The following is a 16,584-nucleotide window of genomic DNA, read 5'->3' as shown; positions in this document are numbered from 1 at the left end:
ACGAGGAAGATGCAAGCCGCTTGTCCGATATTCCGGTCGCCATCGACGGATCAAACAAACGCGCCGCTGCTCCCGGGTGGAAGAGGGTAAGAGCACCACCCACCGGGAATGCTGGAGCGCCTACCGATGGCCCCTCATCTCAGTCCTTCCGACGCAGACTCGTGCGATGCGGCCGCGCGCATCGCCTCGCGCAGCACGCTGAAGATGCGTGGATCGGCGGCCTGGGCCACGTTGAAGCGCATGAAGTCCCTGGCCGTCCGGGACAGGCTGAAGGCGTTGCCGGGCGCGAGCACGACACCCTCGCCCAGCGCATGCCGCGCGATCTCCCCCGCGTCGTGTCCATCAGGCAGGCGGCACCACAGGAACAGCCCGCCCCGCGGTGTCAGCCAGGGGTCGATGCCGAGCGCCGCGAGCCGGCCGCGCGTCTGCGCCATCGCCTGCGCCAGCCGCTGGCGCAGCGCCTCGACATGGCGGCGATAGCTGCCGTCCTTCAGGATATCGAGTACCAGCTCGGCTGCGAGCCGCCCGCCGCCGAAGGAAAGCGCGACCTTGAGATCGGTCAGCCCTTCGACCCAGTCCGGCCTTGCAGCGATGTAGCCGCAACGCACCGAGGCCGACAGCGTCTTCGAGAAGCTGCCGATCTGGATCACCCGTTCCAGCCCGTCGAGCCCGGCAAGGCGTGGCGCGACATCCGGTTCGAGATCGCCGAAGATATCGTCCTCGACGATGGTCAGCCCTGCCTGCTCGGCGAGCTTGAGCAGGCGATGCGCCGTCGTGCCCGAGAGCGTCGCGCCGGTCGGGTTATGCAGAGCGCTATTGGTGACGTAGAGCCGCGGTCGGTGCTCTGTGAGCGCCTGCGCGAACAGGGCAAGATCGGGGCCCGACGGCGTATAGGGCACACCGACGATCTTCACCCTGTGGACGCGCAACAGCGCATGAAAATTGAAATAGCAGGGATCGTCGACCAGTACCGTGTCGCCGGGCTCGAGCAGGAAGCGGCAGACCAGATCGATCGCCTGCGTGCCGGACTCGGTCAGGACGATCTGGTCCGGCGGCGCCTCGACGCCACGCTCGGCCAGCCGATGCGCGAGCAGATGGCGCAGCCCGGCTAAGCCGAGCGGCGTGCCATATTCGGCCAGCGTCGCTGCATCGGCCCGGCCGAGCTTGCGCAGCGCCTTGCGGATCGAGGCCTCCGGCATCCAGTCCGGCGGCAACCAGCCGCAGCCGGGCCGAAGGCTGTCCGCGCCGGCATCGAGCGACTGCCGCGAGATCCAGAGCGGATCGACCGCCCGGTCGAGCTTCGGCGCGACATCGGCGAGCGACAGCGGCGGCAGGCGCCGGACATAGAAGCCCGAGCCGCGCCGCGCGTGAATCGCGCCTTCGGCGGCCAGCCGCTCATAGGCCTCGACCACCGTCGACTTCGACACGCCCATGCTCTCGGCCAGGCCACGGATCGAGGGCAGCTTCGCGCCCGGCGCCAGTGTCCGCCCGGCGATCCGCTGCCGGATCGTTGCCATCACGCGCCCGACCAGGGTGTCGGCTACTGCCGCAATATCGACTGAATCCTTAATCTGTACGGCTTCCTGCATCAGGACAGTTTGCCTGAACTGTACCGGACTGTCTCTGGAAATCCGCAAGGCTTCGCCGCATGCAGGCCAGCCCCGGAGGGATCATGGACAGAACTGCGAACGGCCTGCTCAACGGCTTCATCGGCGTCGTCATCTTCAGCGGCTCGCTGCCGGCGACCCGCGTCGCCGTCGCCGATTTCGACCCGGTGTTCCTGACCGTCGCCCGCGCCGCCATCGCCGGACTGCTCGGACTAGCCCTCCTGCTCGCGCTCCGGGAAAAGCGACCGGCTCGCGCCGACCTGCTGCCGCTGGCCGTGGTCGCGCTCTGCGTCGTCGTCGGCTTCCCGCTGCTGACCGCGCTGGCGCTGAAGCACGTCACCTCCGCCCATTCGATCGTCTTCATCGGCCTCTTGCCGCTCGCGACCGCGATCTTCGGTGTGCTGCGTGGCGGCGAGCGCCCGCGCCTGGCCTTCTGGCTCTTCGCCATCCTCGGCAGCCTCTGCGTCGTCGGCTTCGCCTGGACGCAAGGCATCGCCGCTTCCCCCGTGGGCGACCTCCTGATGCTCGCCGCCGTCATCGTCTGCGGCCTCGGCTATGCCGAAGGCGCGCGCCTGTCGCGCCATCTCGGCGGCTGGCAGGTGATCTCCTGGGCTCTCGTCATCTCGCTGCCGATCATGGCCGGCCTGACGCTGGCGACGTTGCCGCCCTCCTTCGCACAGGCGGGCGGCCCGGCCTGGCTCGGCCTCGCCTATGTCTCGCTGTTCAGCATGCTGATCGGCTTCGTCTTCTGGTATCGCGGCCTCGCCCAGGGCGGCATCGCCGCGGTCGGGCAACTGCAATTGCTGCAGCCCTTCTTCGGCCTGGCGCTGGCCGGCCTGCTGCTCGGCGAAACTGTCGGCTGGCAGATGATCGCGACCTCGGCCGCCGTAGTCCTCTGCGTCGCCGGAGCGCGGCGCTACGCGCGCTAGACGGGGAACGCAGAGAACGCGACCAGGAAGGCAAAGCAAGACTCGTCATGAACGCGTCGTTGCCTGGCCGGCGGGGCCGGTTCTCACATGAAACGCGAGCCTGCCGGCTTTGGGCGCAGTCATGACAACCGCAGGCCGGTAGCCTTCGTCACGCCTATCAGGCCTTTTGCTGCGTTCAGAGCAGCTTCAGGTCACCCGCCGCGGTCTTGCCGCGTTCGGTCTTCAGGTCGAAGGAGAGCTTCTGTCCCTCGGTCAGGGACATCAGGCCCGCTTCCTTGACGGCAGTGATGTGCACGAACACATCCTTGCCGCCGTCAGCAGGTTGAATGAAGCCGTAGCCCTTCTCGGTATTGAACCATTTGACGGTTCCGGTCGCCATCGCCGCATCCTTCGGAGCATCCGTGGTCGTAACGGAGTCCTCTCGGCAAAGACGTCGAAAAGGCCCCGCGCAGCAAGAATTGACCGAAAACGCAAGCTTGTCGAGATGAAACCGCCGGCAGTTGCCGTTACGTCCGCTTAAGGCTTAGCCAGCTCGAATTGCGTCCTTACCGTGGCGAGTGAAGAGCCCCCAAGATAAACTTCCACGATACCTGGGTCGAGCTGGTAGCGGCCGGCGTCGTCGTGGCCGCCGAGCGCCTTGCCCTCCAGCTTGAAGCGTACCGTCCGCGTTTCGCCGGCCTTGAGCGTTATCTTGTCGAAGCCCTTGAGCAGGCGCAGCGGCCGCGAACGCTCCGCAACGGGCTGGCGGATATAAAGCTGTACCACCTCCTGGCCGTCGCGATCCCCCTGATTGGTCACGTCGACGGCAACCTCGGTCGCCCCGTCGAACGGCACCTTGGCGTTCGTCACCCGCGGATTGGCATAGGCGAAGCGGCTATAGGACAGGCCGAAGCCGAACGGGTAGAGCGCCTCGTTGGCCTCGTCCATGTAGATGGACTCGTAGCGCTGGCGGATCTTCTGCGGCCGCCCCGTCGGCAGCTGGTCGTAATAGACCGGGATCTGCCCGACCGAGCGCGGGAAGCTCATCGGCGTGCGCCCCGCCGGATTGACCTTGCCGGCCAGCACCTCGGCGATCGCGGCGCGCCCCTCCGTGCCGCCATGGAAGGTCTGGACAATCGCGGCGACATGCTTGTCGGCCCAGGTGAGGACCAGCGGCCGGCCCGTCGCCAGCACCAGCACCACCGGCTTACCGGTCGCGACCAGCGCCTCCAGCAGCTCCTGCTGCACGCCCGGCAAGCCGAGATCGGTGCGCGAGGCGCCCTCGCCCATGAACTCGCAGTCTTCGCCGAGCATGGTGACGACGAGGTCGGCGGCAGCCGCGGCCTTGAGCGCGGCATCCTTGTCCTTGAACTCGGTGCCGCAATTTTTGGCGAAGGCCGGCTCGTAGGTCACCGTGACATCGGACGGCAGCTGCTCGCGCAGCGCGTCCGGGAGCGGCTGCACGACGCGGCGCCCGAGCCCTGCCGGATCGGTCCAGACCCGCTCATCCTCCGGCACCGCCATGGCGCCGATCACCGCGACCGACTTCACGGCCGGCGCAATCGGCAGCGTCTGCCTCTCGTTCCTGAGCAGGATCACGCCCTCACGCGCCGCCTGGCGGGCGACCTTGCGGGCTTCCTCGGTCTGCATCAGCGACGGCGCTGCCGCCACATCGACGTGCTGCCGCTCGAACAGGCCGAGATGGTACTTGACCCGGAGCACGCGCCGGACGGCTTCGTCGAGCGCCTTCACCGGCACGCGGCCGGCCTTCACCTCATTGGCGAGGTGCTTGTGGTAGACATCGCCCATCATGTCCATGTCGATGCCGGCGAGCAGCGCCTTGCGCGCCGCTTCCGCGTCGTCCTTGGCGATGCCGTGCAGGCGCAGCTCGGTGATCGAGCCGAAATCCGAGGTGACGAATCCGCGGAAACCCCATTGCCCGCGCAGCAGGTCGGTCAGCATGCCGCGATGGGCGGTGGCCGGCATGCCGTTCAGGGCGTTGAACGCCGCCATCGCCGTCATCGCGCCGGTGTCGAAGGCGGCCTTGAACGGCGGCAGGAAAAGGTCGTGCAGCTGGCTCGTCGGGATCCAGGTCGAGTTGTAGTCGCGCCCGCCCTCGGCCGCGCCATAGCCGACGAAGTGCTTGACGCTCGCCGCCACGCCGCCGCGCTGGTAGCCACGCGTGCGCGCCGCAGCGATGATGCTGGCGAGATAGGCGTCTTCGCCCGCGCCCTCCAGCACCCGCCCCCAGCGCGGATCACGCGAGATGTCGACCATCGGCGCGAAGGTCCAGTTGACGCCGGCGGCACGCGCCTCACGCCCCGTCCAATAGGCCGCCTGCTCGATCAGTTGCGGGTTCCAGCTCGACGCCTGGCCGAGCGGCAGCGGGAAATAGGTCGAGAAGCCATGGACGGCATCGAGCCCGATGATCAGCGGGATCTTGAGGCGCGACTGCCTGACGGCCTCCTGGACCTGCCGGACCTCCTGCGGCACGACGAAGTTCATCACCGCACCCATGCGGCCGGCCTTGACCTGGTTGATGTCGAAGCCCTCGCCGCGCCCGGAGAGGTGGAGCTGGCCGACCTTCTCCTCCAGCGTCATCCTGCCGATCAGCGCCGTGATCTTGCGTTCGATTTGCGCAGCCTCGCGCCCGCTCTTCCAGCCGACCTCCTGCTGAGCGGAGGCGACGGTCGCAAGGCCGCAGAACAGGAATGCAGCGACGAGCCGCAGAAGCATGATGGGATCTCTCGAGAAAATCGGGTACCCGGCCCTACAGGATCGCTAGGCATGGCTCAACCATTGCATCGCCAACGCCGGCTGAACGCAGCCTGAAAGGATCGCCGCCTCATCATGACGCAGGCCACGTTCGCGACTGAGCGCCACCGCTTTTACGAAGATGTCTTCGCCATGCTGCTCGGCACGCTGCTCGTCAGCATCGGCATCGTTCTCTACAGCAAGGCGGGCCTGGTCACGAGCGGCATCGCCGGCCTGGCCTTGTCGCTGCAGATCGCGACCGGCCTGAATTTCGGCGTCGTCTTCTTCGCGCTCAACCTGCCCTTCTACTGGCTGGCCGTTGCTCGCATGGGCTGGCGGTTCGGACTGCGCACCTTCGTCTCGGTGGGCCTCGTCTCGGTCTTCACCTGGGCGACGCCGTTCTGGATCAGAATCGAAGCGGTGGACCCGCTCTATGCAGCGCTGGCCGGCGGCAGCCTGATCGGGCTGGGCCTGCTCGCCTTGTTCCGTCACCGTACCGGGCTCGGCGGCATCAATATCCTTGCGCTGTATCTCCAGGAACGGCATGGCATCCGCGCCGGCTGGTTTCAGCTCGCCGTGGACTTGGCCATCCTCATCGGCGCGCTGTTCCTGCTGCCGCTGGCGAAGGTCGCGATCTCGCTCGCCGGCGCGGCGGTGCTCAATCTTATCCTCGCCGTAAACCACAAGCCCGGCCGCTATCTCGGCGTGACCTAGGCGTTGGTCCGGAATGGTTGCCTCGCAAGGCGTTCCATGCGACCGAGCGAACGGAGAAAACGCGGGATTTGGCGACCATGGCCCAGCTTCTGACCATCGAGGATTTGCGCCTGCTGGCGAAGCGCCGCGTCCCGCGCATGTTCTACGACTATGCCGATTCCGGCGCCTGGACCGAGAGCACCTACCGCGCCAACGAGGCCGACTTCGCCGCTATCAAGCTGCGCCAGCGCGTTGCCGTCGACATGACCAACCGCACGCTGGCCTCGACCATGATCGGCGAGCAGGTCTCGATGCCGGTGGCGCTGGCTCCGACCGGCATCGCCGGCATGCAGCATGCTGACGGCGAAATCCTCGCCGCCAGGGCCGCTGCCCGGGCCGGCGTTCCCTTCACGCTCTCGACCATGAGCGTCTGCTCGATCGAGGACGTCGCGCAGAACACCGACAAGCCGTTCTGGTTCCAGCTCTATGTGATGCGCGACCGCGCCTTCATTGAGCGCCTGATCGACCGCGCCAAGGCGGCCGGCTGCTCGGCGCTGATGCTGACGCTCGACCTGCAGATCCTCGGCCAGCGCCACAAGGACATCCGCAACGGCCTCTCCGCTCCGCCGAAGCCGACCATCGCCAACCTGATCAACCTCGTCTTCAAGCCGCGCTGGTGCATGGGCATGCTCGGCACCAAAAGGCGCAGCTTCGGCAACATCGTCGGCCACGCCACCGGCGTCGGCGACATGACCTCGCTCTCGGCCTGGACCGCCGAACAATTCGACCCGACCCTGAGCTGGGACGACGTCAAATGGATCAAGGATCGCTGGGGCGGCAAGCTGATCCTGAAGGGCATCCTCGACGCCGAGGATGCCGAGCTCGCCGCCCAGAGCGGCGCCGACGCGCTGATCGTCTCCAACCACGGCGGGCGCCAGCTCGACGGCGCCGTCTCCTCGATCGCGGCCCTGCCGGGAATCGTCGAGCAGGTCGGCGGGCGTATGGAAGTCTGGATGGATGGTGGCGTCCGCTCGGGCCAGGACGTGCTGAAGGCAGTGGCGCTCGGCGCCCGCGGCGTGCTGATCGGCCGCCCCTTCCTCTACGGCCTCGGCGCCATGGGCGAGGAAGGCGTCAAGCTCGCCCTCGACATCATCCGCAAGGAGATGGACATCACCATGGCCCTCTGCGGCAAGCGCGACATCCAGGATGTCGACGCCAGCATCCTGGTGAAGGGCAAGGCATAGGGCGCAGCGCCGCCGGGCCTGCGCAACCGGCCCGCCTGCCCTGCCATCATACCGGTCACGGCTTCCAGAGGCTCATCAGGGCATTGACTTTCCGTGCCGCCGGAATAAATGAGCAATCACTCACTCATCTAGATCAAGCGAAGCATGGCCCGCCCCCTCAGCGAAGCGAAGCGCGAAGCGATCCTGGCCGCGGCCTGCAAGCTGGTGGCCGAGCATGGCACCGGCGCGCCGACCGCCAAGATCGCCAGGGAAGCCTGCCTCGCCGAAGGCACGCTTTTTACCTATTTCGCCAGCAAGGACGAGCTGCTCAACCAGCTCTATCTCGAGCTGAAGACCGACTTCGCCAGGCTCACCGTGCCCTCCTATCCGAGCCATGGCAGCGTGTGCGACCGGTTCGAGCACTTCTGGAACGGCTTCATCGATTGGGGCGCGAGATATCCGGCCAAGCGCAAGGCGCTGCGCCAGCTCGCGGTATCCGACCGCATCACCCAGGACACCCGTAGCAAGTCAGCCGTCGCCTTCGCGGAGATCAGCGCCCTGTTCGAGCAGGGACACCGCGACGGCGTGCTGAAGGACCAGCCGCAGAGTTTCATCGGCACGGTCCTCGACGCTTTGGGCACCATGACGCTCGACTTGATCGCGCAAGAGCCAAGCCGGCACGAGCACTACCGGAAGTCCGGCTTTTCGGTCTTCTGGGACGGCATTTCCGCCTGACATCCGCAAAGAGAAAAGCGAACAGGTCCATTCCGCTTATTTAAATGAGCAAGTGCTCACTCACAACTTCGAGAGGACAACTCATGACCAAGACCTGGCTGATCACCGGCGCCGCCCGCGGCCTCGGCCGCAATATCACCGAGGCGGCCCTCGCGGCCGGCGACAATGTCGTCGCAACTGCGCGCGATCCCGGTCGCCTCGCCGATCTCGAGGCCCGATATCCCGAGACGCTGCTCACCTTCGCGCTCGACGTCACCGACATGGCGGCTGCGACCGTGGCCGTCACCGCCACGCTCGACACCTTCGGCCGGCTCGACGTGCTCGTGAACAATGCCGGCTATGGCCATGCCGTCGCCTTCGAGCAGACCAGCGAGGACAGCTTCCGCGCCCAGATCGAGACGAATTTCTACGGGGTCGTGAACCTCACCCGCGCCGCCTTGCCGGTGCTGCGGGCCCAGCGCTCAGGCCACATCATCAACATCTCATCGGTCGGCGGGCGCACCGGCACGCCGGGTCTCAGCGCCTACCAATCGGCGAAATGGGCGGTCGGCGGCTTCAGCGAGGTGATCGCCAGGGAGGTCGCGCCATTCGGCGTCAAGATCGTCTGTGTCGAGCCCGGCGGCATGCGCACCTCGTGGGGCGAGATCGCCCGTGGCAACGCCCCGGCCGTCATGCCGGACTACCAGCCCAGCGTCGGCGCCGTGCTCGATCTGCTCAGGACTTACGTCGGCAACGAGATCGGCGATCCCGAACGGATCGCTGGGATCATCCTCGATCTCAGCCGGCGCGAGACCCTGCCGGCCCATCTCGTCCTCGGCAGCGACGCCCTCTTCGTCCTCGCCCAGGCGGATGCTCAGCGGCAAAGAGAGGCGGCGGAATGGGCGCAGGTCAGCCGCTCCTCGGACTTTGCCGGCACCGACCTCGTGGCACTGCAGAAGCTGCTCGGCGGGGAGGCCAGGGCGTGACGAAGGAAGAGCCGATGGCTGCAAGCGATGCGCGACGTCATTGAACCGTCGGTAGTGTCTCGGTAGCCTGCTAGCGGAATGCGGGCACGGGGGCCTGATATGGGCGGGACGGCACGGCGATCGAGAAAATCGACTTACGTATCAGGAGTCTCGGCGGTCGAGATTGCTCCCGGATTCGTCGAGATCACCATTGAGGCGGCGCGCTACCAGGAAGCCGGAGCTCATTGGAAACGCGTCTTGTCCAAGTCAAATAATGGCGGCTATGGGCGGATTTTCATCCAACGTCATGGCGCCAACTGGCGCCGCTACGTCAATTGCTACGACTGGCGCGGCATGTATCGGGGCGAGCCGGCCAATATCGACGAGTGCCCTGGTGCGATGTTCGTCTGGCAGGCGGACAAGGAGGCTTCGACCGAGCCGGTCTTCGCGCACAACAATCAGGCGCTGGGCCGCGACATGGGGCTGGCTCTGCGCCCCTTTTCCCAGACTGACCCGACGGAGTTGTGGGAGGTCCGCTTCAGGTTCACCTGACGCCGCCATTGCGCAGCGTCAGGCCGTAACGGCGCGCCTCAGCGCGTGAACTTCTTGTACTGGATGCGCTTCGGGATCGTTGAATCAATCCCTAAGCGCCGCTTCTTATCCTCTTCATAATCCTGGAAGTTGCCCTCGAACCACTCGACATGGCTGTCGCCCTCGAAGGCGAGGATGTGGGTGGCGATGCGGTCGAGGAACCAGCGATCGTGGCTGATGATCACGGCGCAGCCGGCATAATCCTCCAGCGCCTCTTCCAGCGCCCGCAGCGTGTCGACGTCGAGGTCGTTGGTCGGCTCGTCGAGCAGCAGGACGTTGGCGCCCGATTTCAGCATCTTGGCGAGGTGGACGCGGTTGCGCTCACCGCCCGAGAGCGAGCCGACCTTCTTCTGCTGGTCGCCGCCCTTGAAGTTGAAGGCCGAGCAATAAGCCCTTGAATTGATTTCTTTCTTGCCGAGATAGATGATGTCGTTGCCGCCCGAGATCTCCTCCCAGACGTTCTTCTTGTCGTCGAGCGAGTCGCGGCTCTGGTCGACATAGCCGAGCTGGACGCTCTCGCCGATCTTGATCGTGCCGGCATCGGGCTTCTCGACCCCGGTGATCATCTTGAACAGCGTGGTCTTGCCGGCGCCGTTGGGGCCGATCACGCCGACGATGCCGCCGGGCGGCAGCTTGAAGGTCAGGCCGTCGATCAGGAGCTTGTCCTGGAAGCCCTTCGACAGGTCCTCGAAATCGACGACGTTGTTGCCGAGCCGCTCAGCGATCGGGATGATGATCTGGGCGGTGTCCGGCCCCTTGTTCGAGGCCTTCTGCACCAGCTCGTCATAGCGCTGGATGCGGGCCTTGCTCTTGGCCTGGCGCGCCTTCGGCGAGGCGGCCATCCACTCGGCCTCGCGCTCCAGCGTCTTCTGGCGCGAGACGTCCTCGCGGCCTTCCTGGGCCAGGCGCTTCTGCTTCTGCACCGACCAGGCCGAGTAGTTACCCTCATAGGGAATGCCCTGGCCGCGATCGAGCTCGAGGATCCAGCTGGTGACGTTGTCGAGGAAGTAGCGATCGTGGGTGACGATCAGGATCGCCCCTGGATAGGTCCGCAGGTGCCCTTCGAGCCAGGCGGTGGTCTCGGCATCCAGATGGTTGGTGGGCTCGTCGAGCAGCAGCAGTTCGGGTTGCTCCAGCAGCAGCTTGCACAGCGCGACGCGGCGGCGCTCGCCGCCCGAGAGCTTGCCGACCGCCCAGTCGTCCGGCGGGCAGCGCAGCGCGTCCATCGCCTGGTCGACCTTGGAATCGAGATCCCACAGGCCCTTGGCCTCGATCTCGTCCTGGAGATTGGTCATCTCGTCGGCGGTCTCGTCCGAATAGTTCATCGCGAGCTCGTTGTAGCGGTCGAGGATCGCCTTCTGCGGGCCAACGCCGAGCATGACGTTCTCGCGGACGGTCAGGTTCTCGTCGAGCTTGGGCTCCTGCGGCAGGTAGCCGACGCGCGCGCCCTCGGCGACCCAGGCCTCGCCGGTCCACTCCTTGTCAAACCCGGCCATGATCTTGAGCAGGGTCGATTTGCCGGCGCCGTTGACGCCGAGCACGCCGATCTTGGCGTCCGGATAGAAGCTGAGGTGGATGTCCTTCAGGACCTGCTTGCCGCCCGGATAGGTCTTCGACAGGCCGCGCATATGGTAGATGAACTGACGAGACATGGGGCGTGCGGGCTCCGCTTGCGGCTGGCGTTCGGGCTTTGGGGAAATCTGGCCGCTAGATAGGCGACGAGACCGCGGAAGGCAACGGTGGGCTGCAAAGGCACGCCTGCAACCCTGACTTGAAACCCGGCCTGCGCCGCGCCAGACTGCCCCAACGTCAGCCGATCACCGGCGCCACGAAGGGCAGCCAGATGGCGAAGTCGAAACGTCCACTTCCCGCCACGCCCGACACCAGCCAGATCACCACGATCTCGGCCTCCGGCGAGATGCGCGAGGCGACGCCGGAGGAGGCGCGGGCCTTCACCGAGCGCACAAGCGCCGCAGCGGCCGAGCGCGAACGGCTCGACGGCACCGACTACGCGGCCGAGCTGGGCGATCCGCGGATGGAGGCCTCACTCGAACCGGAAAAGCTCCACCGCGAGCGAGGGGTGAAGTCGGCGCCGGCTAGACCCACTGGCAGCGCTGCAGCAGCGCAATCGGAGGCGACACCCAGGATGATGTCCGTCCAGATGCCGTGGCGCAATAGCCTGGACTCGATCCTCGCCTCTGAACTGAGCGCAACGGCGCGGGCCGTGATGCAGGTGGCCGGCCTGCTGGCGACGCGATCCGAGGATGATCGCGTATCCGCAATAAATCCCGTCACCTTGCTCCGTGCGTTCGTTTCTGTCGGGCTGGGCCTCCGCTCCTCTACCGTTTCGGCCACGCGCTGGCTGTACGAGTGGGCGCTGCAACAATCGGCCTCCGAAAGGGCCCTCGCTTCTTTTGCCGATCAGCCGAGCGCAGAGCAGTCGGACGATGTATCGAATATCAGGCTCGACGACGATTGCTATGAAGCGATGCTGATGGCGCATGCCTTCGCAAGCCGAGGACAAACCGAGCTGAGCGCACGGCATATGCTGATCGCGCTGCTCGACCTCCGGCGGAGCGAGGCCTCCGCCGAGCTCCGGCGCCAGTTCCGCGACGCGACGAAACTCGAACTGGACGCCTTCCGCCCCGTTCTCATCAACAACGTCCTGGCCGAAGGCCATCCGGAAACAGAATCATCCCTGTGGCGCCAGGCGCGCGACAGGCCGGTTCGCGAGGTCCTGCGTTCACCAAACATAAGCGCGCCGGCCCCACGCATCGCCACCATCTCCGGCTTTCATGCCGACCGCGCTTCCACCGCCGGCTCCGACCCGCTCGGCATCAACGCGGATGTCACCGCCTTCGCCCGCCTGATCTGCCTGGAAGAAGCCCGTCCACCGCTGTCGATCGGCATCTTCGGCGAATGGGGCTCGGGCAAGTCGAGCTTCATGGAGCGGCTCCAGCTCGAGATCGCCGACCTGACCCGCAAGGAACGCGAGGCGCGGGCCAAGGCCGGTCAAGCCACCTCGGCCGGCGACGCTCAGGCCGCTCCTCCCGAAGCAAAGCCGGCGACGGCACCGCGCTTCATCGAGAACGCCGTCCAGATCCGCTTCAACGCCTGGCACTATGCCGACGCCAATCTCTGGGCGAGCCTGACCGCCGAGTTCTTCGATCAGCTCCGGCGCGGCGGCTATGAGGGCCAGCGCTCCAAGGACTATCTCGCACTGATCGGCAAGGTCGCCGAGCGTGTCCGCAGCCTCGAAGCCTCCGCCCAGAAGGCGGAGGACAAGCTCGCCGACGCCGAGCGGGCCGCGCGGCACGCGGACGAGGCCCTCGCCTCGGCGCGCAGGAAGCTGGCGGCGAGCGACCTCGCGCTGGCGTCCGAGCATTTGTCGGAACAGTTCGAGGCAATCCGCACCGACAAGGGCAATCGCGCCAAACTGCAAGAGGTCGGCCGCCGGCTCTATCGCGATGATCTCGCCAAGGAGCTCGACGGCTTCACCGCGACGGTTACGGAAGCTGCGAGCTGGCCGGGCAAACTCGCGCTGGTCGCAAAGGTTATCATCGGCGGCGGCAAAGAGCGCTGGCTGGCCATCGCAGCGATCGTCCTCGTCGCCTTTGCTGGTATAGGTTGGCAGATCGTCGATGAAACCTCCGCGGCGGTCGCAGGTGGCCGCTTGATCGCCTGGGCCGGCGCCGCTTTTGCCGGGTTCCAGGCACTGGCCGGCGCAATGAAGCTCGCCAAGCCGGTGCTCGACGGCGCCTGGGCCTATGCCAAAGCGGTCGAAAAAGCCCGCAAGGACTTGGCAAAGGAGGTCGAGGACAAGGAAGTCGCCGCCCGCGAGGCGGCGCGCGCCCTTACCGAAGCCCAGCAGAAGGCCAAGGAGGCCAAGGCGCCCCTGGCGAAATACGGCGATGGCGCCGCGGCCGGCGCGCCGAGCACGATCCTGCGCTATTTCCTGTTCGAGGACGGCGATGTCCGCGACTATGACAAGCAGGTCGGGCTCGTCAGCCGTGCGCGCCGTTCCTTCGAGCAGCTCGACGCGATCTTCACCGCCAATCGCGACGGGCTCGCCGCCAGGGACAAGCAGGCGCGCGGCGAGCCGCTCACTCCGGCGGAGACAGAAGCCCGGACGCGCTACGAGGCGATGCAGCTCGACAAACAGGGGCTCGTCATCCCCGACCGCATCGTCCTCTACATCGACGATCTCGACCGCTGCACCCATCAGCAGGTCTATGACGTGTTGCAGGCGATCCACCTGCTGCTCGCCTTCGAGCTTTTCGTCGTGGTGGTCGGCGTCGATGTCCGCTGGGTCGAGGAGGCGGTGGCGCGCCAGTTCACCGTTGCAGCCGAAGAGTTGCCGGACAATGCGACGCCGCAACAGCGCGATGCGGCCCGGCACAAGGTCGAGACAGAGCGACGCAAGCGCGCCATCGATTACCTCGAAAAGATCTTCCAGCTGCCGTTCTGGCTGCGGCGACTCTCGACCGAGGGCGACAAGGGCGGCAGCTATGGCGCCTACGTTCAGGAGCTGCTGCAGGCCAATCTCGACGTCCCGGAGAACGTCCCCTCGCCGCTTGCCGGAACGAGCGGCGGTCCGGTCCGCAAATCGTTTGCGCCGGGTGCAAAGCCGGGATCCGAAACGTCTCCGGCCGACGGAATTGCGCTCGAAGGTCTCGCCGATACGGCATCCGCCGCCGAGGATCTCACCTCGGTCGAATTGGCGCTGGCGACCGTGCGGCTGACGAACGAAGAGGTTGCCTTCCTCGCCAGCCCCGAGATCGGCGCCATCGCCCTCAAGAGTCCGCGCTCGGTCAAGCGCATGCTCAACGTCTACCGCATCGTCCGGGCCAGGATGAGCGAGACGGAACTCGATGAGTTCCTGGGGCGGAACGGTAAGCAGGCAAGCTGGCCGCTGGCGGCATTCCTGGCGGCGATGGAGACAGGGCAGAGTGTCGAGATTGCCGACGCCTGGTACACAGGACTGGCCTCCGGACCGGACGCGCAGCTGAATTCCAATAGTCTGGTCGTCAACACCCCGACTGGCAGCGATCCACTTGTCGTCATGCAGGGAGCCAGCGGCTTGCGAAAGCTTGCGCTGGCCAACCTTGCGGCCAACCATCGGCTGTCACGATGTCTGAAAGCGATGAGCGAAACACCGGCCACAGCGCTGCTTTCGTCGCCGCCGACCACCAAGCAGATGCTGGCCATGGCCCGCATCGTTCGCCGCTACTCCTTCAACCGCTATCACTGAGCCGCCCACGAATTCGCGAGCGGGCGCCGCGAGGGCTGGCCCCGCTTTTGCGAGCAGCTAAGCTCCTGCAGGCGCGGCGGAGGAGACGGCGATGGCGAGCTTCGATATCAAGGCGGGCTGGCGGGCTCTTCTGGCCATGCTCGCACTCGCAGCTCCTGCCCTGCTCTCGCCTGTCCCCGCCCTCGCCCAGGCGAACGAGCCCGGCTGCCGGCCGGAAATGGCGAGCTACCGCCTGCCGATCCAGCGCGCCAACCTCGGCAAGGACGAGGTGAGGCTCACCTTTGTCGGCCACGCCACCTTCCTTATCGAGACGCCCGGCGGGGTGAAGGTCGCGACCGATTACAACGACTATGTCCGCCCGCCGGTGACGCCGGACATCGCCACGATGAACAAGGCGCATTCGACGCATTACTCGCGCGCGCCAGATCCCGCCATCAAGCAGGTGCTGCCGGGCTGGGACCCGTCCGGCCGGGGCGCCGCCCGTCACGACGTCACGATGGGCGACGTGCGCGTGCGCAATGTCCCGACCAATATCCGCAGCTATGGCGGCGACACAGACTATGACGGCAATTCGATGTTCGTCTTCGAGATCGGCGAGCTCTGCATCGCCCATCTCGGCCATCTCCACCACCCGCTCGAGCCCGGCCACTTGCGCGCGCTCGGCCGGGTTGACGTCGTGCTCTTCCCGGTCGACGGCAGCTATACGCTCGACCAGGAGGGCATGCTGGAGGTGCTGAAATCCCTCCAGGCCAGGGTGATGATCCCCATGCACTTCTTCGGCGGCGGCACCCTCAACCGCTTCCTTGGCCGCTCGCAGGACCTCTGGCCGGTCGTGCGGCGCGAGCGGCCGGAGATCGTATTGTCGAAGGCGACGCTCCCGGCCAAGCCGACGATCATCGTCCTGCCGGGGCATTGAGCGGAGCGCACCTCGCCGCCCTGGTCTCGTCAGTCAATAACGGTGTCATCCCGGACGGAGCGCAGCGAAGATCCGGGATCCATGCCTGAGCCTTTCCGATTAAGGTTCCGGAATGGGTCCCGGGTCTCCCTCCGGTCGCCCGGGACGACCAACACTCTTCCGATTTACGTGTTCACCCCGCCATCGATCGCGATCCCCGCGCCGGTGATGAACCGCCCCTCCTCGCTCGCGAGATAGGCGATCAGGCCGGCGATATCCTCGGCCTTGCCATAGCGCGGGATCGCCATCCTGGCGCGCTGGTCGTCGGCATGGTCGCCATCGGCCGGGTTCATGTCGGTGTCGGTCGAGCCCGGATGGACGATGTTGACGGTGATGCCGCGCGAGCCGAGATCGCGGGCGAGGCCCTTGGTGAAGCCGATCAGCGCCGCCTTGCTCATCGCATAGAGCGCGATGCCCGGCTCCGTCACCCGCTCGGCCAGGCAGGAGCCGGTGGTGATGATCCGCCCACCCTCGGGCAGGTGCTTCGCCGCGGCCTGCGAAGCGACGATCACCGCCCGGACGTTGACCGCGATCACTTTGTCGATCTCGCCGAGGCTCCAGCTGCCGACCTCGCCATCGTGCCAGATGCCGGCATTGTTCACGAGGATATCGAGCCCGCCGAGCTCGGCCGCGGCCTCGTCGACCGCCGCTGTCAGCGCTGCCGCATCGGAGCTGTCGGCCTGCAGCACCACGACCTTGCGGCCGAGCGCCCGGATCTGGCCCGCGACCGCCTCGGCCTTGTCGCGGGCGCGCTCATAGGTCAGCGCCACATCCGCTCCGTCCTGCGCCAGCCGAAGCGCCGTCGCCGCGCCGATGCCGCGGCTGCCGCCGGTCACGAGGGCCTTCTTGCCTGCCAGTTTCACCATGGGTCACCATATATGTAGTGATTGATACATATATCGATGACTCGCTTGCGCCGGAGC

At 66.5% G+C, this 16,584-nt stretch carries 14 protein-coding genes; 8 read left to right on the top strand and 6 right to left on the bottom strand.

From position 1 onward, the window contains the following. Window positions 1-134: 134 nt before the first annotated feature. Complete coding sequence (locus BMZ21_RS23320) at window positions 135-1,589, bottom strand: aminotransferase-like domain-containing protein (RefSeq protein ID WP_091840353.1); 1,455 nt, start codon at window positions 1,587-1,589, stop codon at window positions 135-137. Between the two features lie 83 nt (window positions 1,590-1,672). On the opposite strand from BMZ21_RS23320, the gene BMZ21_RS23315 reads away from it, so the two are divergent. Beyond that, the gene (locus tag BMZ21_RS23315) at window positions 1,673-2,536 is read left to right on the top strand and encodes a DMT family transporter (RefSeq protein WP_091840351.1); all 864 of its coding nucleotides are present in this window, start codon (window positions 1,673-1,675) and stop codon (window positions 2,534-2,536) included. 175 nt (window positions 2,537-2,711) lie between these two features. Here the strand turns inward: BMZ21_RS23315 and BMZ21_RS23310 are convergent, their stop codons facing one another. Together BMZ21_RS23310 and BMZ21_RS23305 are read right to left on the bottom strand one after the other, a co-directional pair. Further along, window positions 2,712-2,915, bottom strand: a complete 204-nt coding sequence (locus BMZ21_RS23310) for a cold-shock protein (protein WP_057190882.1) — start codon at window positions 2,913-2,915, stop codon at window positions 2,712-2,714. Window positions 2,916-3,052: 137 nt separating this feature from the next. Beyond that, the gene (locus BMZ21_RS23305; RefSeq protein WP_091840348.1) at window positions 3,053-5,251 is read right to left on the bottom strand and encodes a glycoside hydrolase family 3 N-terminal domain-containing protein; all 2,199 of its coding nucleotides are present in this window, start codon (window positions 5,249-5,251) and stop codon (window positions 3,053-3,055) included. A 114-nt stretch (window positions 5,252-5,365) separates the two neighbouring features. On the opposite strand from BMZ21_RS23305, the gene BMZ21_RS23300 reads away from it, so the two are divergent. The 5 genes from BMZ21_RS23300 to BMZ21_RS23280 all read left to right on the top strand — a co-directional run bounded on the left by BMZ21_RS23300 (window position 5,366) and on the right by BMZ21_RS23280 (window position 9,416). Beyond that, a complete protein-coding gene (locus BMZ21_RS23300; RefSeq protein ID WP_091840346.1) occupies window positions 5,366-5,983 on the top strand; it encodes a DUF6198 family protein in 618 nt (205 codons plus the stop codon). 77 nt (window positions 5,984-6,060) lie between these two features. Then, window positions 6,061-7,206 carry an alpha-hydroxy acid oxidase gene (locus BMZ21_RS23295; RefSeq protein WP_091840344.1) on the top strand — a complete coding sequence of 382 codons (1,146 nt, stop codon included), beginning with the start codon at window positions 6,061-6,063 and terminating at the stop codon, window positions 7,204-7,206. Window positions 7,207-7,350: 144 nt separating this feature from the next. Further along, window positions 7,351-7,920: a TetR/AcrR family transcriptional regulator gene (locus tag BMZ21_RS23290; protein WP_091840341.1), complete on the top strand. Its 570-nt coding sequence runs from the start codon at window positions 7,351-7,353 to the stop codon at window positions 7,918-7,920. 83 nt (window positions 7,921-8,003) lie between these two features. Beyond that, window positions 8,004-8,885, top strand: coding sequence for an SDR family NAD(P)-dependent oxidoreductase (locus BMZ21_RS23285; protein WP_091840338.1), 882 nt, complete (start codon window positions 8,004-8,006; stop codon window positions 8,883-8,885). A 99-nt stretch (window positions 8,886-8,984) separates the two neighbouring features. Continuing rightward, a complete protein-coding gene (locus BMZ21_RS23280; protein WP_143079778.1) occupies window positions 8,985-9,416 on the top strand; it encodes a hypothetical protein in 432 nt (143 codons plus the stop codon). A gap of 38 nt (window positions 9,417-9,454) precedes the next feature. Here the strand turns inward: BMZ21_RS23280 and ettA are convergent, their stop codons facing one another. Further along, entirely contained in the window at window positions 9,455-11,107 is a 1,653-nt protein-coding gene (ettA, locus tag BMZ21_RS23275; protein ID WP_091840332.1) for an energy-dependent translational throttle protein EttA, read from the bottom strand. Window positions 11,108-11,264: 157 nt separating this feature from the next. Then, window positions 11,265-11,459, bottom strand: a complete 195-nt coding sequence (locus BMZ21_RS30465; RefSeq protein ID WP_167561725.1) for a hypothetical protein — start codon at window positions 11,457-11,459, stop codon at window positions 11,265-11,267. A 490-nt stretch (window positions 11,460-11,949) separates the two neighbouring features. On the opposite strand from BMZ21_RS30465, the gene BMZ21_RS23270 reads away from it, so the two are divergent. Continuing rightward, window positions 11,950-14,706, top strand: coding sequence for a P-loop NTPase fold protein (locus tag BMZ21_RS23270; RefSeq protein ID WP_208862359.1), 2,757 nt, complete (start codon window positions 11,950-11,952; stop codon window positions 14,704-14,706). Between the two features lie 91 nt (window positions 14,707-14,797). Then, window positions 14,798-15,622 (top strand): MBL fold metallo-hydrolase, encoded by an 825-nt coding sequence (locus tag BMZ21_RS23265; protein WP_091840325.1) that lies wholly within the window; start codon window positions 14,798-14,800, stop codon window positions 15,620-15,622. 164 nt (window positions 15,623-15,786) lie between these two features. Here BMZ21_RS23265 and BMZ21_RS23260 read toward each other — a convergent pair whose 3' ends face one another. Beyond that, window positions 15,787-16,527, bottom strand: coding sequence for an SDR family NAD(P)-dependent oxidoreductase (locus BMZ21_RS23260; RefSeq protein WP_091840323.1), 741 nt, complete (start codon window positions 16,525-16,527; stop codon window positions 15,787-15,789). Window positions 16,528-16,584: the final 57 nt, after the last annotated feature.

The organism is Allobosea lupini (assembly GCF_900109525.1).
Taxonomy (GTDB): Bacteria; Pseudomonadota; Alphaproteobacteria; order Rhizobiales; family Beijerinckiaceae; genus Allobosea; species Allobosea lupini.
This window is presented reverse-complemented; position numbering and strand designations above follow the sequence as displayed.

Bases quoted from the DNA above. Each gene is read 5' to 3' on its own strand.
- BMZ21_RS23290 (WP_091840341.1), top strand. From the start codon at position 7,351: ATGGCCCGCCCCCTCAGCGAAGCGAAGCGCGAAGCGATCCTGGCCGCG.
- BMZ21_RS23260 (WP_091840323.1), bottom strand. From the start codon at position 16,527: ATGGTGAAACTGGCAGGCAAGAAGGCCCTCGTGACCGGCGGCAGCCGC.
- BMZ21_RS23265 (WP_091840325.1), top strand. From the start codon at position 14,798: ATGGCGAGCTTCGATATCAAGGCGGGCTGGCGGGCTCTTCTGGCCATG.
- BMZ21_RS23305 (WP_091840348.1), bottom strand. From the start codon at position 5,251: ATGCTTCTGCGGCTCGTCGCTGCATTCCTGTTCTGCGGCCTTGCGACC.
- BMZ21_RS23270 (WP_208862359.1), top strand. From the start codon at position 11,950: ATGGCGCATGCCTTCGCAAGCCGAGGACAAACCGAGCTGAGCGCACGG.
- BMZ21_RS23300 (WP_091840346.1), top strand. From the start codon at position 5,366: ATGACGCAGGCCACGTTCGCGACTGAGCGCCACCGCTTTTACGAAGAT.
- BMZ21_RS23280 (WP_143079778.1), top strand. From the start codon at position 8,985: ATGGGCGGGACGGCACGGCGATCGAGAAAATCGACTTACGTATCAGGA.
- BMZ21_RS23285 (WP_091840338.1), top strand. From the start codon at position 8,004: ATGACCAAGACCTGGCTGATCACCGGCGCCGCCCGCGGCCTCGGCCGC.
- BMZ21_RS23315 (WP_091840351.1), top strand. From the start codon at position 1,673: ATGGACAGAACTGCGAACGGCCTGCTCAACGGCTTCATCGGCGTCGTC.
- BMZ21_RS23310 (WP_057190882.1), bottom strand. From the start codon at position 2,915: ATGGCGACCGGAACCGTCAAATGGTTCAATACCGAGAAGGGCTACGGC.
- ettA (WP_091840332.1), bottom strand. From the start codon at position 11,107: ATGTCTCGTCAGTTCATCTACCATATGCGCGGCCTGTCGAAGACCTAT.
- BMZ21_RS23295 (WP_091840344.1), top strand. From the start codon at position 6,061: ATGGCCCAGCTTCTGACCATCGAGGATTTGCGCCTGCTGGCGAAGCGC.
- BMZ21_RS23320 (WP_091840353.1), bottom strand. From the start codon at position 1,589: ATGCAGGAAGCCGTACAGATTAAGGATTCAGTCGATATTGCGGCAGTA.